General features: G+C 68.3%; 21 protein-coding genes. 6 read left to right on the forward strand and 15 right to left on the reverse strand.

What is annotated here, in order from left to right:
* Positions 1-3: 3 nt before the first annotated feature.
* The gene (ribD, locus tag ABJK40_RS07285) at positions 4-990 is read left to right on the forward strand and encodes a bifunctional diaminohydroxyphosphoribosylaminopyrimidine deaminase/5-amino-6-(5-phosphoribosylamino)uracil reductase RibD (protein ID WP_348482692.1); all 987 of its coding nucleotides are present in this window, start codon (positions 4-6) and stop codon (positions 988-990) included.
* A 93-nt stretch (positions 991-1,083) separates the two neighbouring features.
* Here ribD and ABJK40_RS07290 read toward each other — a convergent pair whose 3' ends face one another.
* The 3 genes from ABJK40_RS07290 to ABJK40_RS07300 form a co-directional block, all read right to left on the reverse strand.
* Entirely contained in the window at positions 1,084-1,689 is a 606-nt protein-coding gene (locus ABJK40_RS07290; RefSeq protein WP_348482699.1) for a GTP cyclohydrolase II, read from the reverse strand.
* A 124-nt stretch (positions 1,690-1,813) separates the two neighbouring features.
* A complete protein-coding gene (gene cofH, locus ABJK40_RS07295) occupies positions 1,814-4,213 on the reverse strand; it encodes a 5-amino-6-(D-ribitylamino)uracil--L-tyrosine 4-hydroxyphenyl transferase CofH (RefSeq protein ID WP_348482691.1) in 2,400 nt (799 codons plus the stop codon).
* A gap of 57 nt (positions 4,214-4,270) precedes the next feature.
* Entirely contained in the window at positions 4,271-4,723 is a 453-nt protein-coding gene (locus ABJK40_RS07300) for a helix-turn-helix domain-containing protein (RefSeq protein ID WP_348482690.1), read from the reverse strand.
* Positions 4,724-4,859: 136 nt separating this feature from the next.
* On the opposite strand from ABJK40_RS07300, the gene ABJK40_RS07305 reads away from it, so the two are divergent.
* A complete protein-coding gene (locus tag ABJK40_RS07305; RefSeq protein ID WP_348482689.1) occupies positions 4,860-5,615 on the forward strand; it encodes a VIT1/CCC1 transporter family protein in 756 nt (251 codons plus the stop codon).
* 40 nt (positions 5,616-5,655) lie between these two features.
* Here ABJK40_RS07305 and dinB read toward each other — a convergent pair whose 3' ends face one another.
* Positions 5,656-6,888: a DNA polymerase IV gene (dinB, locus tag ABJK40_RS07310; RefSeq protein ID WP_348482688.1), complete on the reverse strand. Its 1,233-nt coding sequence runs from the start codon at positions 6,886-6,888 to the stop codon at positions 5,656-5,658.
* Positions 6,889-7,099: 211 nt separating this feature from the next.
* On the opposite strand from dinB, the gene ABJK40_RS07315 reads away from it, so the two are divergent.
* Positions 7,100-7,789 (forward strand): hypothetical protein, encoded by a 690-nt coding sequence (locus ABJK40_RS07315; protein ID WP_348482687.1) that lies wholly within the window; start codon positions 7,100-7,102, stop codon positions 7,787-7,789.
* 13 nt (positions 7,790-7,802) lie between these two features.
* Here ABJK40_RS07315 and ABJK40_RS07320 read toward each other — a convergent pair whose 3' ends face one another.
* The gene (locus tag ABJK40_RS07320) at positions 7,803-9,794 is read right to left on the reverse strand and encodes an acetoacetate--CoA ligase (protein ID WP_348482686.1); all 1,992 of its coding nucleotides are present in this window, start codon (positions 9,792-9,794) and stop codon (positions 7,803-7,805) included.
* A gap of 17 nt (positions 9,795-9,811) precedes the next feature.
* On the opposite strand from ABJK40_RS07320, the gene hisC reads away from it, so the two are divergent.
* Positions 9,812-10,897 (forward strand): histidinol-phosphate transaminase, encoded by a 1,086-nt coding sequence (gene hisC, locus ABJK40_RS07325; protein ID WP_348482685.1) that lies wholly within the window; start codon positions 9,812-9,814, stop codon positions 10,895-10,897.
* Here hisC and ABJK40_RS07330 read toward each other — a convergent pair.
* The 7 genes from ABJK40_RS07330 to cimA form a co-directional block, all read right to left on the reverse strand.
* Entirely contained in the window at positions 10,884-11,615 is a 732-nt protein-coding gene (locus ABJK40_RS07330; RefSeq protein WP_348482684.1) for an HAD family hydrolase, read from the reverse strand. The genes hisC and ABJK40_RS07330 overlap by 14 nt on opposite strands.
* A complete protein-coding gene (locus ABJK40_RS07335; protein ID WP_348482683.1) occupies positions 11,615-12,547 on the reverse strand; it encodes an aminotransferase class IV in 933 nt (310 codons plus the stop codon). Before ABJK40_RS07335 ends, ABJK40_RS07330 begins: the two co-directional genes overlap by 1 nt.
* A 30-nt stretch (positions 12,548-12,577) precedes the next feature.
* Positions 12,578-13,606 (reverse strand): UDP-glucose--hexose-1-phosphate uridylyltransferase, encoded by a 1,029-nt coding sequence (locus ABJK40_RS07340; RefSeq protein ID WP_348482682.1) that lies wholly within the window; start codon positions 13,604-13,606, stop codon positions 12,578-12,580.
* Between the two features lie 146 nt (positions 13,607-13,752).
* Positions 13,753-14,679, reverse strand: coding sequence for a DNA-3-methyladenine glycosylase 2 family protein (locus tag ABJK40_RS07345; RefSeq protein ID WP_348482681.1), 927 nt, complete (start codon positions 14,677-14,679; stop codon positions 13,753-13,755).
* 31 nt (positions 14,680-14,710) lie between these two features.
* The gene (locus tag ABJK40_RS07350; protein ID WP_348482680.1) at positions 14,711-15,235 is read right to left on the reverse strand and encodes a hypothetical protein; all 525 of its coding nucleotides are present in this window, start codon (positions 15,233-15,235) and stop codon (positions 14,711-14,713) included.
* A gap of 54 nt (positions 15,236-15,289) precedes the next feature.
* The gene (locus ABJK40_RS07355) at positions 15,290-15,922 is read right to left on the reverse strand and encodes a TetR/AcrR family transcriptional regulator (protein WP_348482679.1); all 633 of its coding nucleotides are present in this window, start codon (positions 15,920-15,922) and stop codon (positions 15,290-15,292) included.
* Between the two features lie 89 nt (positions 15,923-16,011).
* The gene (cimA, locus tag ABJK40_RS07360; RefSeq protein WP_348482678.1) at positions 16,012-17,625 is read right to left on the reverse strand and encodes a citramalate synthase; all 1,614 of its coding nucleotides are present in this window, start codon (positions 17,623-17,625) and stop codon (positions 16,012-16,014) included.
* A gap of 779 nt (positions 17,626-18,404) precedes the next feature.
* On the opposite strand from cimA, the gene ABJK40_RS07365 reads away from it, so the two are divergent.
* Entirely contained in the window at positions 18,405-19,370 is a 966-nt protein-coding gene (locus ABJK40_RS07365) for an LLM class flavin-dependent oxidoreductase (protein ID WP_348482677.1), read from the forward strand.
* Positions 19,371-19,374: 4 nt separating this feature from the next.
* Here the strand turns inward: ABJK40_RS07365 and ABJK40_RS07370 are convergent, their stop codons facing one another.
* The 3 genes from ABJK40_RS07370 to ABJK40_RS07380 all read right to left on the reverse strand — a co-directional run bounded on the left by ABJK40_RS07370 (position 19,375) and on the right by ABJK40_RS07380 (position 22,570).
* The gene (locus ABJK40_RS07370) at positions 19,375-20,496 is read right to left on the reverse strand and encodes a hypothetical protein (RefSeq protein WP_348482676.1); all 1,122 of its coding nucleotides are present in this window, start codon (positions 20,494-20,496) and stop codon (positions 19,375-19,377) included.
* Positions 20,497-20,586: 90 nt separating this feature from the next.
* Positions 20,587-21,504, reverse strand: coding sequence for a branched-chain amino acid transaminase (locus tag ABJK40_RS07375; protein WP_348482675.1), 918 nt, complete (start codon positions 21,502-21,504; stop codon positions 20,587-20,589).
* Positions 21,505-21,577: 73 nt separating this feature from the next.
* Positions 21,578-22,570: a 3-isopropylmalate dehydrogenase gene (locus ABJK40_RS07380; protein ID WP_348482674.1), complete on the reverse strand. Its 993-nt coding sequence runs from the start codon at positions 22,568-22,570 to the stop codon at positions 21,578-21,580.
* A gap of 82 nt (positions 22,571-22,652) precedes the next feature.
* Between ABJK40_RS07380 and ABJK40_RS07385 the strand changes: the two genes are divergently transcribed.
* A partial coding sequence (locus ABJK40_RS07385) for a hypothetical protein (protein WP_348510213.1) occupies positions 22,653-22,927 on the forward strand: 275 nt, incomplete at its 3' end.

A 22,927-nucleotide genomic window follows, 5' to 3' on the forward strand; every position in this document is an offset into this window, starting at 1 on the left:
GCAATGACCCGAGACCGTGAACTGATGGCGGCTGCGGTCGCTGCGGCCGCCGGGGTGCGAACCTCAACGGCTCCGAACCCGTGGGTCGGCGCGGCGATCGACGCGGGCCGTGGCACGGTGCACGTGGGAGCGACCCGACCGCCGGGCGGCGATCACGCCGAGGTCGTGGCCATGGCCGCAGCAGCAGCGTCCGGTCTCGACCTGAGTGGCGCCACTCTCGCGACCACCCTCGAGCCCTGTTGCACGACGACCCGCACCGGCCCGTGCACCGACGCGATCATCGACGCGGGCATCGCCCGTGTGCTGATCGGCGTCGAGGATCCCGACGACCGGGTGAGCGGACGAGGGATCCAGCGCCTCCGCGACGCAGGCATCGACGTCGTGACCGGTGTCGAGCGCGATCTGGTCGAGGACCAGTTGGCGGCGTACCTGCACCACCGTCGGACGGGACGACCGTACGTCGTGGTCAAGCTCGCCGCGACCGCCGACGGTCGCACTGCGGCGCCCGACGGCACGAGTCAGTGGATCACCGGCGACGAGGCGCGAACCGACTCCCATCGCCTGCGGGCGGAGAGCCAAGCGGTTCTCGTCGGCGCCGGCACCGTCCGGGTGGACGACCCGTCGCTCACGGTCCGCCTCGTCGAGGGGCCGGATCCGCGTCGCATCGTGCTCGGCTCGGCTCCCGGTGACGCAGCGATCCACCCATGCCTCGAATGGCGCGGGGACCTCCCCGAACTGCTCGATCGACTCGGCTCCGAGGGCGTCCTCCAGTTGATGGTGGAGGGCGGAGCGAACACCGTCGCCCAGTTCCAGGCCGAAGGACTCGTCGATCGCTACGTGATCTACCTGGCCCCGGCCGTCTTCGGTGGCGACGACGCCCGCCCGATGTTCGTCGGCAACGGCGTCCCCACGATCGATGCGCTGCCTCGAGGACGATTCGCTGCGCTGCAGCGCGTCGGCGACGACGTCCGCCTCGACCTCGTCGTGTGAGGGCGTACGGCTCCGAATCCGGGCTCGCTCCGAACGGTGTGTGCCTGTCCCCGACGCAAGCGTCGACGTCCGGGACCGGCTCCGACGTCGGCGTCAACCGAGGTGCTGGAGTCGGGTCCGCTTGGATTCGAGGTAGGCCCGGGATTCGGTGGTGTGGGCGACGTCGCTGAGGACCATCTCGGCGACGTGCACTCCGTGCTCGGCGAGGCCGCGCGCCTTGGCCGGATTGTTCGAGATCAACCGGACCGAGGTGACACCGAGATCGAGAAGGATCGCGGTGGCCACGTCGTAGAGCCGGGCGTCGACCGGCAGACCCTGCGCGGTGTTGGCGTCGACGGTGTCGAGTCCCCCGTCCTGCAACTCGTACGCCTTGATCTTGTTCGCGAGGCCGATCCCCCGACCTTCGTGACCACGGAGGTAGACGATCACGCCCGCCCGACCAGCGTCGGCTTCGGCACGGATGGCGAGCTTCGCTGCGCCGAGTTGCTCGCCACAGTCGCACTTCGCCGAGCCCAGGGCATCGCCCGTCAGGCACTCGCTGTGCAGCCGGGCCAACACCGGCTGCATCGACGACTCGCCGACCTCGCCGGCCATCAGCGCCACGTGTTCGTGGCCGTCCGACGCCCGATACGAGACGATGCGGAACTCTCCGACATCCGTCGGCAACCGCGCATCCCCGACCCGCTCGACCCGACTCATGGTGAACGCAGTGGTCTGAGCCGCCGGGACGACCGAAGGTGTGGCAGGGGTCTGACCCACTCCACACCCCGGGGAAGGTGTGGCAGGGGTCTGACCCACTCCACACCCCGGGCACGCATCTCGGTCATGCGGGGACCCGGCCGTAGCTGGTGGTGCGTTGCTCCAGCGGCCGACCGAGGGAGGCGGCGAACTCGGCGAACTTCTCACCGGTCATCGCCTGGCCGTGGCTGGCGCCGGCGGCGCGTGAGATGTTCTCGTCCATCAGCGTGCCGCCGAGGTCGTTGCAGCCGGCACGCATCATCTGCGCCGTGCCGGCCAGGCCGATCTTGACCCAACTCGCCTGCACGTTCGGGATGAGTTCGCCGTACGCCAGGCGCGCCACGGCGTGGATCAGCAGGTTCTCCCGGAACGTCGGACCGCGACGCGCCTTTCGTTGCAGGTAGATCGGCGACGCCATGTGGACGAACGGGAGTCCGACGAACTCGGTGAAGCCGACCTGGCCGAGCTTCACGTTCTCCTTCTGGAGGTCACGGGTGCGCACGAAGTGACGGGCCTGGTGGATCGGCTCCTCGATCGCTCCGAACATCATCGTGACATTGGAGTGCAGACCGATCGAGTGCGCCGCACGGTGGGCTTCGAGCCACTCCTCGGTGTTCACCTTGTCGGGGCACAGGATCGCCCGGATGTCGTCGTCGAGGATCTCGGCCGCGGTGCCGGGCAACGACGCCAGGCCCACGTCCTTGAGCCGCTGGAGGTACGTCGCCAGGTCCTCGCCGAGCCGTCTGGCTCCCTCGGTCACCTCGAGGGCGGTGAACCCGTGGACGTGCATGTCGGGCACGGCGTCCTTCACCGCCCTGGTGACGTCGATGTAGTAGTCGCCGTCGAAGTCGGGGTGGATCCCGCCCTGCAGCGTGACCTCGGTGGCACCGACGTCCCAGCCCTCCTTGGCTCGCTCGGCGATGTCGTCCAGGGTGAGCAGGTACGGCGTGCCGCGCAGGTTGAGCGACAGCGGACCCTTCGAGAAACCACAGAACCGGCACTTGAAGGTGCAGACGTTGGTGTAGTTGATGTTGCGGTTGGCGACCCAGGTGAGCGTGTCGCCGACCAGTTCCTGTCGTTTGCGATCGGCCGACTCGCACACGGCGGCGACCTCGGGCCCACGCGCCTCGAGCAACGTGACGATCTCGTCGACGGACGGTTCCTGGCCCGCCTCGATCCCCGCCAGCACCTCGTGGACGGGACCGTGCCCACGCAGGTCGGCTGGGGTCTGAACCCAGCCGACCTCCGGGACGAGCGACGGGGGTGCGCTGTCGGACCCCGAGTACCAGGCGGTCGAGCGGTGACCGACGAGCACGAACTCGGCACCGTCCGCGACGGTGTCCGCAGCGGTCGTCTTCTCCGGCCAGAACTGTCCGGGGTCGTCGCGGCCCAGCCACTCGGCGTCGGCGCGGTCCATCACGGGGAAGTGCAGCGACGGGTCGAGCCAGCGCACCCGGTCGCGGACGAACTCGGGGTAGATCGTGAGGCGCGGCGCGAGTGTGTGGCCGCGCGCCTCGGTCACCTCGCGCAGACGGTCGAGGTCGGGCCACGGCCGTTCGGGGTTGACGTGGTCGGCGGTCACGGGCGAGACCCCGCCCCAGTCGTCGATGCCGGCGTCGATCAGGGCACCGAAGTCGTCGGAGAGGTTCGGCGGCGCCTGGAGGTGGATGTCCATCGGCAGGATCAGCCGAGCCGCGGCCAGCGTCCACAGGTAGTCGTCGCTCGGGCAGGCCTGCACACCCTTCATCCGGGTCTGCAGCTTCGGCAGGAAGTTCTGGACGATCACCTCCTGCACGTGCCCGTGGCGGGAGTGCGACGCGGCGATCGCTTCGAGTCCGGCCAACCGATCGGCCCGCGTGTCGCCGATCCCGACGAGGATGCCCGTGGTGAAGGGGATGCTCAGCTCGCCCGCCGCTTCGAGGGTGGCGAGGCGTCGTTCGGGGGTCTTGTCGGGAGCATTGCGGTGCGCCTCGAGATCGGGGTGCACCGACTCGATCATCATCCCCTGACTGGGGCTGAATGGCCGGATCCGCGCAAGTTCGTCCGATGTGAGCGCACCGGCGTTGGCGTGTGGCAGCAGGCCCGTCTCGCGGAGCACGAGTTCGGCCATGGCGGCCACGTAGTGCACGGTCGAGTCGTACCCTCGCTCCGTCAGCCACGCTCGAGCCACGTCGTAGCGGTCCTCGGGCCGTTCGCCGAGCGTGAACAGCGCTTCGTGGCAGCCCTTGCGCGCACCTTCGCGGGCGATCTTCAGCACGTCCTCCGGTTCGAGGAAGAGCGTGTCGACGCGCGCCGGAGGCTGCGCGAACGTGCAGTAGCCGCACGTGTCGTTGCAGAGGAAGGTGAGCGGGATGAACACCTTCGGGCTGTACGTGACCCGCGTGCCGAAGGTCTCGTCACGACGTGCGGCCGCCAGTGCCATCAGGTCGGCCAGCGATTCACCCAGGAGCGGATGATCGGTCGAGGTGCGGTCGGTGTCGGTCATGCGGTGTCCCTTGGTACTTCTGACGTGGTGTCTCGGATGGTCGTTCGGATGTGGTGGTCAGGCGACCGTGGTCGATCCCGGGCCCGGGCGGCTGGCGATGTCGTACTGCGTGAAGGTCTCGTCGCAGTGCCAGCACACGAACTGCTGGTCGAGCGGGTGGCCGCACGCCTCGTGCACGAGCACCGTCGGCGCGTCCCCGTCGGAGAGCCAACGATCACCCCAGCGCATGAGTGCGACGAGAGCTGGCGACAGCGCCATGCCCATCTCGGTCAACCGGTACTCGTGACGCGGCGGCCGCTCGCAGTACAGGTGACGTGCGAGCACGCCTCGCTCGACCAGCCGTTTCAAGCGTTCGGTCAACACGGGTCGTGCGATGTCGAGGTCCTTGCGGAAGTCCTCGAAGCGCCGGACCCCGCGGAACGCGTCACGCAGGATCAGGATCGTCCAGCGGTCTCCGAGGACGTCCAGGCTCGCCTGGATCGAACAGTCCGGTGCGGGCGACTCCCTCATGCCGACGAGACAATAGGTCAGTTCGGATTCAGAACCAAGTCGGTCCTGAATCCGAACCGACCGCTCGTCGATTCGGTCTTCCATCGGGTGTCGCGGAGGGGAGGACGTTCTCGCGGGAGCGAAGTACCTTGGGACCATGGCTGACGACGTGCTCGAGCATGCACACGACCACGATCACGAGGGCGAGCAACCGCATCGGCACATGGTGCATCGCCACCGAGACGTCACCGGAGGCACCGCACGCGCCACCGTCTTCGGCGTGAGTGATGGACTCGTCTCGAACGTGGCGCTGATCCTCGGCGTGGCGGCGGCGGCATCCACACGCTCGAGCGTCCTCGTCGCAGGCGTTGCCGGCCTCCTTGCCGGCGCGGCGTCGATGGCGGCCGGCGAGTACGTGTCGATGAAGGCGCAGAGCGAACTCGTCGAGCGGGAACTGGAGATCGAGCGGCGATCCCTCGAGCGCCAGCCGCAGGCCGAGACACAGGAACTGGCCGCCATCTATCGCAACCGGGGCCTCGACGCCGCTCGAGCGATGGAGATGGCCGAAGCCGTGATGGTCGACCCCGAGGTGGCACTCGAGGTCCACGCACGCGAGGAACTCGGTGTCGACCCCGACGAGACCGGCAACCCCGTCGCCGCTGCCGTCAGTTCGTTCGTGGCCTTCGCGATCGGGGCACTGATCCCGCTGTTCCCGTGGTTCTTCGCCGAAGGCAACGGTGCGATCGTCGCCTCGGCGATTCTCGGCCTCGTCTCGGCTGCTGCCGTCGGAATCACCCTCGCTCGCTTCACCGAACGTTCGGCCGTTCGCACCGCAGCGCGGCAGGTCGGTTGGGCGGTGGCCGCGTGCGCAACCACGTGGCTGATCGGGTCGTGGCTCGGCGCGGTGGTCTGACTCACGACCGTTCACTCGCCGACTCCTGTGCCGACGACGTTCAGTCGGGCAGCTTCGGCACGCCGATGTCGGGATTCGATCCCATCGTCGCTGCCCTGGTGAGGCTCGCCGCGCCGAAACGCTCGCGTACGGCGTCGAGTGCACCGTCGATCGTGGTCGACGCCGCTGCCTCGAACGGGAGTGCGAGCTGCGAACCACCCGCCACCGCGTCGTCGACGAGGTTCCCGACGGAGAGGCCGAGCAACGTCAGACCGCGGACCTCGATCATCGGCCAGGCAGCGGCGAGCAAGGCACCGGCCACCTCCTGGATCGCTCCCGTCGCCGACGTCGGCTGGGCGAACGACGACGAGCGAGTGGCCCGGGTGAAGTCGCCGAACCGGAACCGCAGGGTCACGGTCCTCCCCGATCGATCCGCTCGTCGCATGCGTCGCGTCACGCGGTCGACGATCCGCATCAGGATCACCTCCAGTTCGCGCAGGTCTCGTGCTCCTCGACCGAGCGCCTGTTGGGATCCGATCGAGCGACGCCTGGCGCCCGTGGTGACCCGTCGGGCGTCGACGTTGTGCGCCAACGCGTGGAGTTGACGGCCCGCAGCCGTGCCGACGATCGCGACGAGGCTCGCCTGGTCGAGGGCGGCGACCTCGCCGACGGTGCGGATCCCGCGACCCTCGAGCTTTCCGGCCGTGATCGTGCCGACGCCCCAGAGCTTCTGGACGGGAAGCGGGTGGAGGAACTCGAGTTCACGGTCGGGGTCGACGACGAGCAGCCCGTCGGGTTTGCCGACGCCGCTCGCGACCTTGGCGAGGAACTTCGTCCGGGCCACGCCGACCGTGATCGGGAGCCCCACCTCGTCGCGCACCCGCCGGCGGAGATCGACGGCGATCGCCTCGGGTGAGACGGCGATGCGACGCATGCCCGAGACGTCGATGAAGGCCTCGTCGATCGAGATGCCCTCGACGATCGGAGACGTGTCGTCGAAGACGTCGAACACCGCCCGACTCGCCTCGGAGTAGGCCTCGAATCGAGCGGGCACCACGATCAGGTCGGGGCACAGACGTCGCGCGACACCCTCGGACATCGCCGTGCGCACGCCGAACGCCTTGGCCTCGTAGCTCGCCGCCAACACGACCCCGCCACCGGCGGCGACCGGCTTCCCGCGCAGCGACGGGTCGTCTCGCTGCTCGACCGACGCGTAGAACGAATCGAGGTCCGCATGCAGGATCGACGCGTCCCAGGCGGTTCCCGACCCCCGGAGTGGACCCGATTCCGTCACGAACACATGTTCGCAGACGAGAGCCGAAGCGGCAAGCGGTACCCACGATGCGTCTGACGCCTCGAGCGACGGCCGCCAGCACCAGCACCAGCACCAGCACCAGCACCACGGCCAGGGCCAGGGCCAGGGCCAGGGCCATGTTGGTCGCCCGTTACCCGTCGGTGACTACGGTGCCCACGATGGCAGCGGTCTCCAGCACATCGGGTCGACCGTGAGCCGTCCTCCGTCGTCCTCGACGGTGCCCGAACTGCGGACGATCCCCGAGACACACGTGACCGAGCCGTGGCTGCGCACGCTCACGACCGACGAGATCGGCTTCGAGCGACCCGTCGAGCGAGCCGTCGGGTCCATCTTCTGGATCGTGCTGTTCGGCGTCGGTGGGATCGCCGGCATCACGATCCCGGTCGTCTACGGGGGCCGGTACGACGAAGTGGCCGGACTCGGTTTGCTCTCCTTCGGCGCTTGTGCGGTGGCGGTGTGGTGGTGGAAGCGCTTCGTCCACCGACGTCGGATCACCGGAGTCGAGGTGCGTGTGACGACGAAGAGGGTGGAACCAGGCGGATCGTTCGACGTCATCGTCGACAACCGGTCCGGCATCGACCTCGCGATCGGCGTGGTGGTCGAGGACTTCCGGATCTGGGGCTTCCTGGAACGACCCAGTCGCTCGAACCGTCGCGAGCGGAAGTTCCTCGTCAGAACGTTCCACCGCGAAGCCGTGGGTGCAGCACCGATCCGGGTGCACCTGGGCGCCGACCATCCACTCGACCTCTCGAGCGGACGGCATCAGATCGCTACCTACCTGCGACTGGTCCCGACGAGCGAGGCGAAGCGGGTGTACATCGGATCGATGCGAACGAAACTCGACGTACGGATCCACGTCACCACCGCCCGGAGTAGATGACCCGCCGAGGTGGTCACCGTCCTGCGCCTGTCGAGCGACGCGAGGCGATCCAGCGCTCGATGCCGTCCAGGCTGCCGGGGTCAGCGAGTGAGTCGCGTGACGCCGCATCGCTCGCCGGCATCCCCAGCAACATCCGCTTCACGGGCACTTCCAGCTTCTTGCCCGACAATGTGCGCGGCACCGCGGGGACCATGTCGATCACATCGGGCACGTGTCGCGGCGACAGTTCGGAGCGAAGCCTCGCTCCGATCGATCGCCGCAGATCCTCGTCGACGTCCACTCCCCCGACGGTCGCGACCAGCAGGATCAGCTCACCCGGACCACCGTCGGCATCTTCCAGATGCACCACGAGACTGTCGCTGACCTGGGGGAACGACTCGACGACGGCGTAGAAGTCGCTCGTTCCCAGGCGGACGCCGCCACGATTCAGCGTGGCGTCCGAACGCCCGGTGATCACACAGGACCCCTGCTCATCGAACGTGATCCAGTCGCCGTGGTGCCACACGCCGGGGAACTCCTCGAAGTACGCCGCCCGGTACCGCGAGCCGTCGGGATCACCCCAGAACCCGATCGGCATCGACGGCATCGGCTGGACGATCACCAGCTCCCCCGTCTCGCCGGGGTCGCATCGCGTGCCGTCGGGACGGAACGCCTGCACGTCGCAACCCAGCATGCGGGCCGAGATCTCGCCGGCCCGCACCGGCAGCATCGGTGCGGGGCCGACGAAACCCGTACACACGTCGGTGCCGCCGCTGAGCGAACCGATCTGGACGTGGGAGCCCACTGCGTCGTCGATCCAGTCGAAGCCCTCGGGTGGGAGCGGCGCACCGGTGGAACCGAGGTGCCGGAGCCGGGAGAGGTCGTGGTCGTCGCCCGGGCGCAGCCCCTCCTTGCGGCATGCCATGACGAAGGGGGCGCTCACGCCGAACACGTCGAGTTCCTCGTCGGCCGCCAGCCTCCACAGTGTGGACAGGTCGGGCCAGGCGGGGTCGCCGTCGAACAGCACGACCGTCGCCCCGACGAGCGCAGCCGACGTGAGGAAGTTCCACATCATCCAACCCGTCGTGGTGAACCAGCAGAACCGGTCGCCGGGGCCGAGGTCGTCGTGCAGAGCGAGGGCCTTGACGTGTTCGAGCGTGATGCCGCCGTGGCCGTGCACGATCGGTTTGGGCAGGCCGGTGGTCCCCGACGAGAACAGGACGTAGAGCGGGTGGTCGAAGGGCACGGACTCGAACGCCATCGACGCCATGGCGTCCGCGGCATCGTGGTCGAGCAACGCGCCCCACCCGTCCTCGCCGTCGGGGTCGAGGTAGGCGCGGCGCACCACGTGTTCGAGCGTCGGCAGTGCGGCGATGATCTCGTCGACCTGGACGCGCCGGTCGACGTCCTTGCCGCCGTAGCGGTATCCGTCGACGGTCAGCAGGATCTTCGGCTCGATCTGCGTCCAGCGGTCGGTGACCGCACGGACCCCGAACTCGGGGGCGCACGACGACCAGATCGCACCGAGGCTCGCCGTCGCGAGGAACGCCACGGTCGTCTCGGCGATGTTCGGCAGGAAGGCGACGACCCGGTCACCACGCCCGACCCCACGATCGACGAGGCCGCGGCGGCACCGGGCGACCTGGTCGGCGAGGTCGCCCCACGTCAACTCGACGCGGTCCCGCGTCTGGCTGACCGACACCAACGCAACCGCCTCCGGCGTCAGGTCGGCTTGGCGGAGGGCGAGTTCCGCGTGGTTCAGCGTGGCACCGGGAAACCACTCGGCGAACGGCATCGTCGACGTCGCGAGAGCGGCGGTCGGTCGTTCGTGGAAACGGACGCCGCCCCAGTCGGCGAGCGCCGCCCAGAACGCGCCGGGTTCGCGCAGCGACCAGTCGAGTGCGGCTCCGTAGTCGTCGACGAGCGGACCACCGCCCGCCGCGACGTGCGTCGCGAACGATGCCAGACGACTCGACTCCCAGGCGTTCTCGGCGGGCTCCCAGATCGTTCGGTTCACGATCGCCATGCTGGCAGACTCCTCGGATGACCGGACGACCTCGACCCGCCATCGCCGAACTCCCCGCCTACCGGCCCGGGCGTTCGGCCGCCGCTGCCGAGGCGGACCACGGCATCAGCGACGCGATCAAGCTCGCTTCCAACGAGATCCCCTTCGGTCCGCTGCCGTCGGTCGCCGGTGCGATCGCGTCGGGCATCGAGCACGTCAACCTCTACGCCGACCATCGGGCGACGGCCCTGCGCGAGGACATCGCGACCGCCATGGGCGTCGACGTGGCGCAGGTCACCGTGGGGAACGGTTCCGTCGGACTGCTCCAGCAGTTCGCGCTCACCTACTGCGACCGTGGCGACGAGGTCGCGATGTGCTGGCCGTCGTTCGAGGCGTACCCGGTGTTCGCGATGCTCGTCGAAGCCGAGCAGGTCCGCGTCCCGCTGCGTGCCGAGACCTTCGACCTCGACGCACTCGCGGCGGCGGTCACGCCGAACACGAAGATCGTCTTCATCGCGAACCCGAACAACCCGACGGGCACGGTCGTCGGCACCGACGAGGTCGAGGTGTTCCTCGACCGGGTGCCGTCGACGTGCCTGGTGGTGCTCGACGAGGCCTACGCCGAGTTCGTCACCGACCCCGCCGTGACCGACACGACGCGCCTGCTCGACGTCCACGACAACCTGGTCATCACCCGCACGTTCAGCAAGGCACACGGACTCGCCGGCCTCCGAGTGGGGTATGCGATCGGCCACCCTGACGTGATCGCGATGGTCGACCGGACCCTGGTCCCGTTCGCGGTGAACGAACTCGGGCAGCGTGCTGCTCGAGCCAGCCTGGCGGCCTCCGACGAGATGCGTCAGCGGGTCGGCGACGTGGTCGTCGAGCGCCGTCGGGTGGCGGACGCGCTCGGGGCCGAGGGCTGGACCGTCGCCGACGCCCAGGCCAACTTCGTCTGGCTCCCGGTCGGCGACGTGGCGGCAGACGTGGCGGTGCAGTTGGAGCGACGTGGCGTGGTGACCCGGGCGTTCCCGGACGTCGGCATCCGCGTCACGATCGGCGACCCCGTCGCCAACGACCGCTTCCTCGCGGCTCTCGCCGACTGCGACATCACGCCACGGTGATGCGATCGGCCCGGAGGAGCTCGTAGATCGCCAGGGCCTGGTCCCCCACCTCCGCGAGGTGGTCCGGGAGAACCGGAGGCGGCGTGGTCGGAGCCGGCCCGAAGCCGGTCGATGCCTCCACTGCGTCGTACCACGCCGGCGCCCAGACACCGTCGGACGGTCGACGACCCGGCGGCCAGTTCAACATCGATTCCAACAGTGCATCACCGCACGGCACGTCGAGGCGACGACAGATCTCACGCTGGTGGGCGGCCGGGTCGGTGAGGAAGTCGTCGGAGTCCACGACGAACTCGCAGTACTCGGCCAGCTCGAGCTGCTGAGGGACACCGATGTCCTCTAGCGTCACCTCGGCACGAACCTTCGCATAGCTCGCCAGGACGCGACGCGGATCGCGCAGCAGCAGCACGTTGCGGAACCCACCGATCCACGAGCGGTCCGTCCCGGGGAGCAGGTGGTGGGCCATGTGCTTCTGGTAGCTGATCGTCGAGTCGGCAGGCGCCTCCAGGCAGGCAGCGATCGCGTCGTCGACGTCGACGGGACCCGCGGCGAGGATCTCGTCGCGCATCGGATGGTCCAGGCCCGTCTCGTCCAGGTACGCGGCGTACAGCGGTTCGTCCATCACCGAGGTGTCGGGTCGGTTCTCCCAGCTGCGCATCATCGCCGTCGACAGGTTGCGCGGACCCGACCACATCGCGATCCGAGTGATCGCCGGATCCATCAGAGCGCCTCGAGCATCTCGACGTACCACCCCTGCAAGCGTTCGACCATCGGCCCGCGTTCGCCACTGCCGATCGTGCGACCGTCGATCACGGTGACCGGAGCGATGCCGGCGAACGTACCGGTGACGAACGCCTCGGTGGCGCCGTAACACTCCGTGACGCTGAAGTTCTTCTCGCGCCACGTCACCCCGTGCTGTCCGCACAGCCGCAGCACATTGCGCCGGGTGATGCCCGGCATGCAGTAGTCGCCGGTCGAGGTCCACACCTCGGCGGGACCATCGGGACCGTCGGGATGGCGGACGATGAAGAAGTGCGTCGAGTTGCACGTGGCCACGAAGCCTTGCGGATCGAGCATGAGCGCTTCGTCGGCGCCGGCCTCGGTGGCCTGGATGCACGCCGAGATGCAGTTCAACTTGGAGTGCGAGTTCCACTTCGGATCCTGGACGTCGGGGCGACCACGACGGATCGACACGGTCGAGAGCCGCAGACCCTCCGTCAGCGTCTCGGGACGCGCCGTCTTGTACTCGGGGATGATCACGATCGTCGGCGGTGTGATGGTGAAGCGCGGATCCTGGTACGGCGTCGACTTCACGCCCCTCGTCACCATCAGACGGATGTGCACGCCGTCGGCGTCGGTCATGTCGTTGGCGGCGAGCGTCGCCTCGATCATCCGCGTCAGTTCGTCCGGAGTTCGACCGATGTCCATGTGCAGGCCCTTCGCGCCCTCGTACAGGCGGCGGAGGTGATCGTCGAGGAATGCGAGCTTGCCGCGATGGACGCGGATCCCCTCCCACACCCCGTCGCCGAGCATGAAGCCGCTGTCGAACACCGAGACCACGGCTCGCTCGCGGGGGACGAGGTCGTCGTTGATGCCGATGACGACGTGTTCGTTGCGAGGGTCGATGTCGTGGTCGTGGGTGCCGTGGGCCATCGGCGCATCATCGCACCCGACGACGGACGATCAGATCACGGCACGGAGGTTGGCCGATGCCGATTCGGGCGTGAGGTCGCGCTGGAGGTTCGCGAGCAGCTCGTAGCTCGCCGGGATCTTGGCGACTTCGGCCGAGCGCAGCAGTGGCGGGTAGTAGTGCGCGTGGAGCTGGAAGTCGGTCGTGCACGACGCCGGCGCGGTGTGCCAGCCCGAGCAGTACGGGAACGGCGTGGCGAACAGCCGGTCGAACCCGCGGAGCATCACCTGCAACACCTCGGCGAGTGCGTCGCAGTCGGCGGCGTCGAGGTCGAGCAGAGAGCGCACCGGACGCCGGGGCAGGACGAGGGTCTCGTAGGGCCAGTACGCCCAGTACGGCACGACCACGATCCAGTGGTCGTTGACAGCGATGGTCCGCTCGCCCGACTCCGCCTCGCGATCGGCGTAGTCCAGCAGCAGCGACGAGCCCCGGCGTGCGGAGTGGTCGGCCTGCGCTGCGATCTCGCCGACGGCCTCGTTCGGGAGGAAGTTCGACGACCAGATCTGGCCGTGTGGATGCGGGTTCGACGAGCCGCTGATGGCGCCTCGTGTCTCGAAGATCTGGACCCACTCGTAGGACTCGCTCAGCTCGGCGTACTGCGAACGCCACAGGCCGATCACGACGCCGATCTCCTCGGTCGACATCCTGGCCAACGTCAGGTCATGGCGCGGGGAGAAGCAGATCACCCGGCAGTCGCCGCCGGCCGCTTCGACGTCGAACAACTCGTCCCGATCATGGTCGGTCGCCGACGGCGGAACCGGTGCGTCGGGGAGCAGCGCAGCGAAGTCGTTGCGGAACACGAACGTCGACTCGTAGGCCGGGTTGATCGCGCCACCGGCGCGCTCGTTGCCGGGGCACAGGGAGCAGCCCGGATCGTGCGTGGGTGCATCGCCCTCGTTCGCACTGTCGATCTGTCCCTGCCACGGCCGCTGCGTGCGTTGCGGCGACACGACGACCCAGTCACCCGTGAGCGGATTGCGTCGCCGGTGCGGGTGCGAGGCCGGGTCGAACTGATCGCTCATGTCGTTGCGGACTGTATCCGTCGGGTCGTTGCCGGGAGCCACGATGCCCAACAACCGAACGCCAGCAATCCAAACGGTGTCAGACACCGAATGACAGAATCCCTGCGATGATCCAAACGATGTCTGACACCGTTTGGATCGGCGAGTCAGAGGTGACGGATGTCGGGGTTGCGCTGGCGGGGCCCTCGACGGGGAGCGGAGATCCCGGCAGCGTGGAGCAGACGGATGATCCGCTGACGATGGCCCCGCCACGGTTCGAGGTGAGCGCACATGACGTCGTCACCCCCTCGATCGGGGTCGAGGTGCGTTGCGTCGCCGGTGAACGCGTAGTTGACGAGCGTGGGCATGCCGTAGTCACGCAGCAGCACCGTGTCGGGATGGCCGTGCGACGCCAGCGTGGTCGCCGTGGCGGTCCAGATGCCCAGGCCGGGCAGTGCCGACAGCCGGGCGATGGCGTCGCCGATCGGCATCGACGCCGCTTCCTCCAGTCGGTTCGCACGCTTCGCCGCGAGCAGGATCGCCTCGGCCCGGCGACGCTCGACGTTCACCCGGTGCAGGTCGGTGTAGTGCAGCGCTGCGATCACCTCGGGCCGGGGTGGCAGGATCAGGTCGCACGGACCCGGCGCCGGCTCACCCCAGGTCCGACACATCCGATTCCAGCTCCTCGCCGCCTCCTCCGTGGTGACGCGCTGGCCGAGCAACACGAGTGCGAGTTCCTGCCAGATCACTCCCGATGCGGGGAGTCGGAGGCCGGGATGCCGACGCCACAGGTCGGCGATCCTGGAGTTCGGCGACGGGTCGAACCCACCGATGTCGTCGGTCAGCCCTACCCAGTGGGGCGCCCGTTCGAGGAGCCAGTCCGCACCGCTCCCCCATGATTCGGCCAGCACGTGGCCGTCGCCGGACCATGTGAGCCGCAACGTGCCCGAACCGCTCGGGGTGAGCACGGCCTTGGCGAAGTGACCGGGACCCTTGCGGAACGTGGGATCGGATCCGTAGATCCCGATCATCTGCAGCGTGTTGACCAGGTCGATGTCGCCGGTGCGCAACGTGCGCGTCGATGCGCCGCTCATGGTCTCGGTGGCCGGTTCGCCGGCACGGCGCTCAGAGTCCGAGAAGGGAACGCCACTCGGCCGGGAATCCGGAGGTGACCTGGGCGGGCGTCTTGCGCAGGGTGTCGAGCGGGACGTGATCGACGACCACACGCGACTCCGCGTAGTGGTGCCCGACATGGCGCAAGCCCTCGAACAACGGCTTGCGGAGTTCGACGAGTTCGGCGGGCGGCTCGGCGTCGAGGTAGCCCCAGACCGTGAAGGCGATGGTCAGGTCGTGGACGACGGGAGCGCGGGAGAACATTGAGGCGCGGCGCAGGGCGACTCCGAGGCAGCCGCGCACGACGTCGTCCTCGTTCTCCCCCGCCACCAGGTGGAGCTTCGAGCGCATCGAGTTGGCGATCTTGATCGCGTATCCCTGGTCGGGGCCGGGCGCCCCGAGGCGCTCACCGTGCGGCTGGAAACCGACGATCTCTCCCGGCCGGTCGGGCATCCACGACGACGGGACGTGATCGGGCGATTCGTAGTAGCGCGGCGCGTCGGTCGGGTCGACAGGGGTGAACTTGGGAGCAGCCATCGCTGAACAGTCAATACGATCGAGCACCGCTCCGCACGGATCGGTGCCGAAACGTCACACCCCGGTGCCGGGGTCCGCTCGCAGCCGGGCGATGCAGCACCGCAGATGTTCCTCGAGGATCGCACGCATCTCCGACGCGCGGCCGTCGGTCGCGGTCCACAGGAACTCGAACGAGTCGAACTGGAACGCGAGTTCGGCGGAGATCAGCGTGCGGTCCCGGACGCTCGGCGCCAGCCCGTCGAACTCGTCGGCGAAGTGGACGAGGATCGACGTGCGGAGCCTCAGCCGAGCGACCTCGAACTCCTCGGCGATGATCGGCTCACTGACGGCTGCCACTCTGGCCGCTCGGGCGATCGGGGCCAACTGTTCGTACAGGTGGAGTTGACGTGCGACGAATCGCTCGATGCGTTCCTCCTGGGCGCCCTCGATGCGGTCGTCCAGCAGCAACTCGGGAGCGACTCGACGCAACGCATGGCTGATCGCCGTACGGATCAGGTGATCCCGGTGGTCGAAGTAGCGGTAGATCGACCGGTTCGACACGCGCGCCCGCTCGGCGATCGCATCGACCGAAGGGTCCAGATCGCCCTCCTCGAAGATCCCGATGACCGCATCGAGCACTGCGTCGCGGTTGCGGACCCGACGCAGCGATCGGCCATCGGGTGTCTGGACCTCGGCAACGGCGACCACCAGACGATTGTGCCAGCCCGATCCGCGTTCCGGAGCGCGAAGATCAGGATCGCACGACCGGGTGGGTGCTCGACCGCTTCACGTGATCGTCAGCGGACCGCGGCGTGCAGCAGACCGAACACCAGGCTGTCCTCGAGAGCACGCCACGACGCCTCGATGATGTTCGGGCTCACCCCGATCGTGGTCCAGTCCCGCCGACCATCGGTGGCCGACAGGAGCACCCTGGTCGTTGCACCGGTCGCAGTGGCACCGTCCAGGATGCGCACCTTGTAGTCGACGAGATGGATGTCGGCGATGTGCGGGAGTGCGTCGGCGATGGCCGATCGGAGCGCACTGTCGATGGCGTTGATCGGTCCGTTTCCTTCGGAGACGCACACGTGACGCTGCGCATCGACGCCGTCGGGTCCGTCGGTGCCGACCCACACCTTGACCGTGGCCTCGGTCGTGAACGCTCCACCCGGCAGCTCGTCGGTGATGACGCGCATCGACTCGACCCGGAAGAACTCCGGCACTCCTCCGGCCCCCTGGCCGATCGCACGACGCATCAACAACTCCAGCGAGGCGTCGGCGGCCTCGAACTGGTAGCCCTCGTGCTCGAGACGCTTGAGGTCGTCGACGACCTCGTTGACCTGGGCCCCGTCGAGTTCGATGCCGATCTCCTCGGCCTTCATCTGGATGGTGGCGCGCCCGGCCATCTCCGACACGACGAACCGTGTCCCGTTGCCGACCGCTTCGGGATCGATGTGTTCGTAGGCGTCCTTGGCCCGCACGATCGCCGACACGTGGAGGCCGGCCTTGTGGGCGAACGCCGACGAACCCACGAACGGGGCCTGCGGGTCGACGGCGCGATTCAAGGTCTCGGCGACGTGATGGCTCACCGACGTGAGTCGCTGGATGCGGCCCTCGGGCAGGCAGTCGTAGCCCATCTTCAGTTGCAGGTTCGGGATGACGGTGGACAGGTTGGTGTTTCCCGTCCGTTCCCCCAGCCCGTTCAGTGTGCCCTGGACGTGGCGTGCGCCGGCCTCGACGGCGGCGATGGAGTTGGCGACCGCGCAGCCGGTGTCGTCGTGGCAGTGGATCCCGATGATCGCGTCGTCCGCGACGTGGTTCCTGACGTCGGCGACGATGCGTCCGATCTCGTGGGGCAGCGTGCCGCCGTTGGTGTCGCAGAGCACGAGGTGTGTGGCGCCGCTCACCACGGCGGACTCGATCGCGCGGAGCGAGAACTCGGGGTTCTGGAGGTAGCCGTCGAAGAAGTGCTCGAGGTCGACGAGCACCTGACGGCCTTCACCGTGGAGGAACCGGACGGAGTCGGCGATCATCGCCGCTCCTTCGTCGAGCGTGGTCTGCAGCGTCTCGACGACCTGGTACTCCGAACTCTTCGCGACGATGCACACGGCGGACGTGTTCGCCTCGATCAGGTTCCTCAGCGTCGCGTCGTCGTCGCTGCGCCCACGCGGGCGACGGGTCGAGCCGAACGCCACGAGCGTCGAGGTGGTCAGGGTGAGCTCGTTGCGGGCACGGGCGAAGAACTCGATGTCCTTCGGGTTCGCCCCGGGCCACCCACCCTCGATGAAGTGCACACCGAGCAGGTCGAGTTGTTCGGCGATGCGCAGCTTGTCGTCGACCGTGGCCGACGCGCCCTCCACCTGGAGTCCGTCTCGCAGCGTGGTGTCGAACACTTCGACCAGTCGTTTCGTCATGCCGAACCCAGTGAAGTCGTCCGGCGCACCGAATTCAACGCCTGGTCACGACCGGTCCACCGACTCCACCACCGCAACCACGCCCGAGCGAGCCCGTCGCATCGCCTCTGAACCAGAACGACGAGGCCGGACGAGGACGGCGAATCACAGTTGTGCAAGATGTGGACGACGTTGTGCCCAACCGGTGAGGTGACGGCCGTGAACGGTGGACGAACGGTGGATGAACGTCGTGTTTCTGGGCACAACCGAAAAAGTTCTGTGGAGAAGTCTGTGAGTTGGAAAGTACCCCTTGACCTGGTGTTTCGCGAGGAGGAAAGTGATCTTCGTACCGAAGAGCGCACGCCGAACCGGCAACGGGCAGGCACAGCGGAATCGGGACATGGACACAGCACCGCCGGTGCGACGAACAGCCACGGGTGACCGTGAGGACTCGTCGGACCGGAGGAGGACCGAAGGACTCCGAACCTCCCCAACAGGCGACGAGGACGACGGCTCTCCGATCGGCACCACATCGGTGGCGCGGGAAACCGGGTCAGCGTGAACGGTGACGACGGTTCCGCAGTCGGGGAGACCCGACCGTGTGATCCGAAAAGCGGCTTCGCCCGCCACGCAGTTCCCTCGGGAACGGCGAGACGGGCGAAGTGATTAGGTCGAGCAGCAGGCTAACGCCCAGCAATCGACCGATGGTGGATGTGTCCATCCGAGAGCCCCGGAGGGCGCAACGGCTTCGGCCGATGCACCCGCCCGGGGCTCTCCTCGTTTTCCCCTACCGTGTCCGCATGGACCAGATGCGACTCGGTATGTGCTTCCCCCGCGAGCTGCCGGCGCCGTTCGTCCGTGAGGTCGCGCAACGCCTGGAAGCCGACGGCCTCGATCAGTTGTGGGTCATCGAGGACTGCTTCTTCACGGCCGCACCGTCTCTCGCCGCGACGGCGTTCGCGGTCACCGATCGACTCGAGGTGGGCATCGGAATCCTCCCCGCCGTCGCCCGAAACGCGGCGGTCACCGCGATGGAACTGGGCACGCTCGCCCAACTCGCGCCGGGCCGTCTGATCGCCGGGATCGGTCACGGCGTGCAGGAGTGGATGCAGCAGATGGGCGCCCGGCCCGAGTCACCTCTGACCGCCTTCGACGAGGTCGTGTCCTGCGTCGGTCGTCTCCTCGCCGGCGAGTCCGTCACGTTCGACGGCCGTCACGTGCAGCTCACCGACGTCGCCCTACAGCCGGCTCCCGACGTCGCCCCGCCGCTGCTCGCCGGGGTGCGCGGCCCGAAGTCCCTGGCACTCGCCGGTCGCATCGCCGACGGGCTCGTGCTCGCGGACTGCGCCGGACCGACCCACACACGGGCATCGATCGCCCGGACCGGCCGGTCGCTCGACCCGACGTTCCGGACCTGCGTCTTCGCATCGCTCTGCCTGACCGACGATCGAGCCGAGGCGCACCGGTTGATGGCCCCGTTCATCGGGTCCCAACTGGCGGCGCCCTGGCCCGGCATCGACGACCATCCGCACATCGACGAGATCCGTGAGCGACACGCCCTCGGTGGCATCGAGGCGATCGCCACGATGCCGACCGAGTGGTGGCACGAACTCGGTGCCATCGGCGACCTCGACGACGTCGTGGAACACGCCGAAGCGCTGCGCGCAGCCGGGGTCACCGAACTCGCGTTCTTCCCGGGCCCCACCGTCGAGTTCACCCGAGACGACCTCGACGCCGTCTCGCGGATCCGAGCCGCTCTCCACTGAGGCGTCAGGCCGGGAGTTCGTAGTCGATCACGACCGACGCCACTCGCAACGTGCTGCCTGCGGTCGACCACGTGAACGTCGAACCGGGCTTCAGGGAGATCTCGACGTAGTAGACCGAGTTGGAGTTGTCGATCACCTTCGGGGTCGAGCCCTGTTCGATCAGCGGGAAGTCGCGAATCGCGTCGACGGCACCGCTCGTGTCCACCTCGAACAGGTCGCCGGCCGCGATCGCGTTGCCCTTGCGTTCGAGTTCCACGCGGAGGTCCAGGAACTGGTTGTCCACGATGCGTGCGGTGGCCCCGGTGATCAGCGCGCCGGTCGGGAGGACGATGGGAGCGTAGAGATGGTCCGCGCCCGTCGACGATGGTGCCGTCGGGATGTAGATCTGGCCGACCGCCATCGCCCACTCCTGGTCCTGCACCTGGGGACGGAACTCGTCGGGGCCGAGGGAGATCTGCCCGGTCCGTCCGGCCTTGTCGTCGTGGGTGTGACCCACCGGCGCGTACTCGGCGTGGGTGTGATCGACATCGGCGTACTCGTCGTGGGTGTGATCGACGTCTGCGTACTCGTCGTGACCGTGGTCCGCGTAGTAGCCGACCAGGTCGACGATGACATCGACCGAGCCGCGGTCGTTGTAGATGCTGAACTGTCCGACGGGCGAGACGGGCGTGGTCACCGCATTCGGCGTCGGACGCTGTCCCGGACCCGGGTTGAGGCTCGACGCATCCGGACGGGCGACGTCGGATGGCCAGAACGTCAGGAAGGTGCCGCTCGTGGCACCGATGGCGGTGACGTTGGTGGTCAGTGCGAGTGCGTCGGTCGGGATGTTGCAGTTCCCGTTGGCGCCGTGGGTCGAGAAGACGTGCGTCTCGCCCTCACCGATCGGTGTGGCGCGCGCGCCGACCGGAGCGGAGGCGCGGGTGTCGGCGAGTCGACAGGGCGTGATCGGGATGTAGACGGGCCGCTCCCCCGTGGTGATCGCTGCTTGGGCGAGGCCGAAGCCACCGCCTGCTCCGACCGTGACGGCCAACGCTGCGCCGATCGCGGCCCATCGGGCCCGACCGGTGGCGGATCGCCAGATCGGGCGGAAACGTGGTGTGGCGTGCGGTTCGTGATGTCGGTTCATCCTGCGAACATGACGACCGACCGTGAACCGGGCGCGAACGGCCGGCCGTCACGAGCGTCGGGGCCGGAGGCCCGAGGGGGACGACGGTTCTCAGACCGCGAGTTCGCACCACGAGCGGTACTGCTCGACTTCGCCGCGCACCACCTTGTTGTAGGTCTCGGCGATGGCCGTGGTCATCGGGCCCGGGCACGCGATCTCGCGGTCGTCGACCGAGTTCACCGGTGTCACCTCGGCTGCGGTGCCGCAGACGAACGCCTCCTCGGCGATGTACAGGTCGGTGCGTGCGATGTTGTCGATCACCGCGTCGTAGCCGAGGTCGCGGGCGATGGTCAGCACGGTGGACTGGGTGATGCCTTCGAGTGCGCCCGCCGACAGCGGCGGCGTGATCAACTTCCCATGGCGGACGACGAAGATGTTCTCTCCCGAGCATTCGGCCACGAGGCCGTTCGGGGCGAGCATCACGGCTTCGTCGTAGCCGGCCTTGAGCGCCTCGACCTTGGCGAGCGACGAGTTCACGTAGTTGCCCGTCGTCTTGGCGGCCGGCGGCATCGTGTTGTGGTCGTGCCGCGTCCACGAGGAGGTCTTGAGTCGCACGCCCTTGGCTGCGGCCTCTTCACCGAGCAGCGCACCCCACGGCCAGCAGGCGATGGCGACGTCGGTCGAACACGGCAGCGTGTTCAATCCCATCTCGCCGTAGCCCAGGTAGGCGAGTGGGCGGATGTAACACGACGACAATCCTGTCGACGCGACGGTCTCCTTGCAGGCGTCGATGATCTCCTGCACCGTGTACGGGATGTCCATCCCGATGATCTTGGCCGAGTTGAACAGGCGCTCGATGTGCTCGGTCAGGCGGAAGATCGCGGGGCCGTCGGCGGTCTCGTAGGCCCGGATCCCCTCGAACACGCCGGAGCCGTAGTGCAGCCCGTGCGTGAGGACGTGGACCTGCGCCTTGTCCCAGTCGACGAGGTCGCCGTTCATCCAGATCTTCGGGGTGGGGGTCAAGGGCATGGTGGGCTCCGGTGCTCGTGGGCGGGTCGCTCGGAGGTGCCTTGCACCTTCGGGCGACGCGGTGTCGTGACGGTCAGTTTTGCAGGCGGGCAGCGATGATGTCACCGACGTCGGTGGTGCTGCCGGTGACAGGATCCGCGCAGGCGGCACGGATGCGATCGGCGGCGTCGCCTTCACCCAGGAAGTCGAGCATCAATGCTGCACTGAGGATGGCCGCCGTGGGGTTCGCCTTGTTCTGCCCGGCGATGTCGGGCGCGGACCCGTGGACGGGTTCGAACATCGACGGCCCCGTGCGAGCCGGGTTGAGGTTGGCCGACGATGCGAGACCGATGCCGCCCGAGACGGCGCCCCCGAGGTCGGTCAGGATGTCACCGAACAGGTTGTCGGTGACGACCACGTCGTAGCGGTGCGGGTCCTGCACGAAGTAGATGCACGCCGCGTCGACGTGGTTGTAGGCGGTGTCGACCTGCGGGTACTCCGTGGCGACCTCGTCGAAGGTCCGCTGCCACAGGCTGCCCGCGAAGGCCAGCACGTTGGTCTTGTGGACGAGCGTCAGATGCTTGCGCTCCCGCGACATGGCGAGGTCGAACGCGTAGCGGATGCACCGCTCCACCCCCATCCGGGTGTTGACCGAGCCCTGGGTGGCCACCTCGTGGGGCGTGCCGACGCGCAGCGCACCACCCTCGCCGGTGTAGGGGCCCTCGGTGTTCTCGCGGATCACGACGAAGTCGTGCGGGGTGTCGCCGCCGGGTGCGGTTCCGACGAAGGGTCGCTGGTTGATGTAGAGGTCGAGTTCGAAACGCATCTTCAACAGCAGGCCGCGCTCGATCACACCGGGCATCACGTCCGGGTGGCCGACGGCACCGAGCAGGATGCAGTCGAATGCACGCAGTTCGTCGAGTGTCTCGTCGGAGAGGATCTCGCCGTCGCGCAGGTGGCGTTGGCCGCCGAGGTCGAACTCGGTCGTGGCGATGTCCACGCCGGCCGCCCGCACGACCTTGACCGCCTCGACCGTCACGTCCGGCCCGATTCCGTCTCCACCGATCACTGCAATGTTGTGCGTCATACGGGCGGCGATCCTACGACACACCCCCATCGGGGGCACCTTTGCGCTCGGACGGCGATCCCGAACCGGCGGAGCAGGTCAGGTGGACCGCTTCGACGCCGACGTGGATGCCGTCGAGGATGCAACGGTCGTCGAGGTCGTCGGCGAGGCAGTGGCGGTCGTGGGCGGGACCGTCGTGGTCGTCGAGGTGCTGGTCGTGGTGCTGGTCGTGGTCGTGGTCGTGGTGGTGGTCACCGGCGTGGTGGTCGTCGTCGTGGTCGCAGGTCTGGTCGTCGTGGGCACCGTCGGCGGAGCGGTGGTGGTCGGTGAGGCCGTCGTGGGCGGTGACGTCGTCGGCGGTGACGTCGGAGGTGAAGT

The organism is Ilumatobacter sp., from assembly GCF_039969435.1.
Classification (GTDB): domain Bacteria; phylum Actinomycetota; class Acidimicrobiia; order Acidimicrobiales; family Ilumatobacteraceae; genus Ilumatobacter_A.

Bases quoted from the DNA above. Each gene is read 5' to 3' on its own strand.
- ABJK40_RS07320 (WP_348482686.1), bottom strand. From the start codon at position 9,794: ATGGCGATCGTGAACCGAACGATCTGGGAGCCCGCCGAGAACGCCTGG.
- ABJK40_RS07350 (WP_348482680.1), bottom strand. From the start codon at position 15,235: ATGGCTGCTCCCAAGTTCACCCCTGTCGACCCGACCGACGCGCCGCGC.
- ribD (WP_348482692.1), top strand. From the start codon at position 4: ATGACCCGAGACCGTGAACTGATGGCGGCTGCGGTCGCTGCGGCCGCC.
- ABJK40_RS07290 (WP_348482699.1), bottom strand. From the start codon at position 1,689: ATGAGTCGGGTCGAGCGGGTCGGGGATGCGCGGTTGCCGACGGATGTC.
- cofH (WP_348482691.1), bottom strand. From the start codon at position 4,213: ATGACCGACACCGACCGCACCTCGACCGATCATCCGCTCCTGGGTGAA.
- ABJK40_RS07305 (WP_348482689.1), top strand. From the start codon at position 4,860: ATGGCTGACGACGTGCTCGAGCATGCACACGACCACGATCACGAGGGC.
- ABJK40_RS07370 (WP_348482676.1), bottom strand. From the start codon at position 20,496: ATGAACCGACATCACGAACCGCACGCCACACCACGTTTCCGCCCGATC.
- ABJK40_RS07335 (WP_348482683.1), bottom strand. From the start codon at position 12,547: ATGGCCCACGGCACCCACGACCACGACATCGACCCTCGCAACGAACAC.
- cimA (WP_348482678.1), bottom strand. From the start codon at position 17,625: ATGACGAAACGACTGGTCGAAGTGTTCGACACCACGCTGCGAGACGGA.
- ABJK40_RS07300 (WP_348482690.1), bottom strand. From the start codon at position 4,723: ATGAGGGAGTCGCCCGCACCGGACTGTTCGATCCAGGCGAGCCTGGAC.
- ABJK40_RS07380 (WP_348482674.1), bottom strand. From the start codon at position 22,570: ATGACGCACAACATTGCAGTGATCGGTGGAGACGGAATCGGGCCGGAC.
- ABJK40_RS07365 (WP_348482677.1), top strand. From the start codon at position 18,405: ATGGACCAGATGCGACTCGGTATGTGCTTCCCCCGCGAGCTGCCGGCG.
- ABJK40_RS07330 (WP_348482684.1), bottom strand. From the start codon at position 11,615: ATGGATCCGGCGATCACTCGGATCGCGATGTGGTCGGGTCCGCGCAAC.
- ABJK40_RS07345 (WP_348482681.1), bottom strand. From the start codon at position 14,679: ATGAGCGGCGCATCGACGCGCACGTTGCGCACCGGCGACATCGACCTG.
- hisC (WP_348482685.1), top strand. From the start codon at position 9,812: ATGACCGGACGACCTCGACCCGCCATCGCCGAACTCCCCGCCTACCGG.
- ABJK40_RS07340 (WP_348482682.1), bottom strand. From the start codon at position 13,606: ATGAGCGATCAGTTCGACCCGGCCTCGCACCCGCACCGGCGACGCAAT.
- ABJK40_RS07375 (WP_348482675.1), bottom strand. From the start codon at position 21,504: ATGCCCTTGACCCCCACCCCGAAGATCTGGATGAACGGCGACCTCGTC.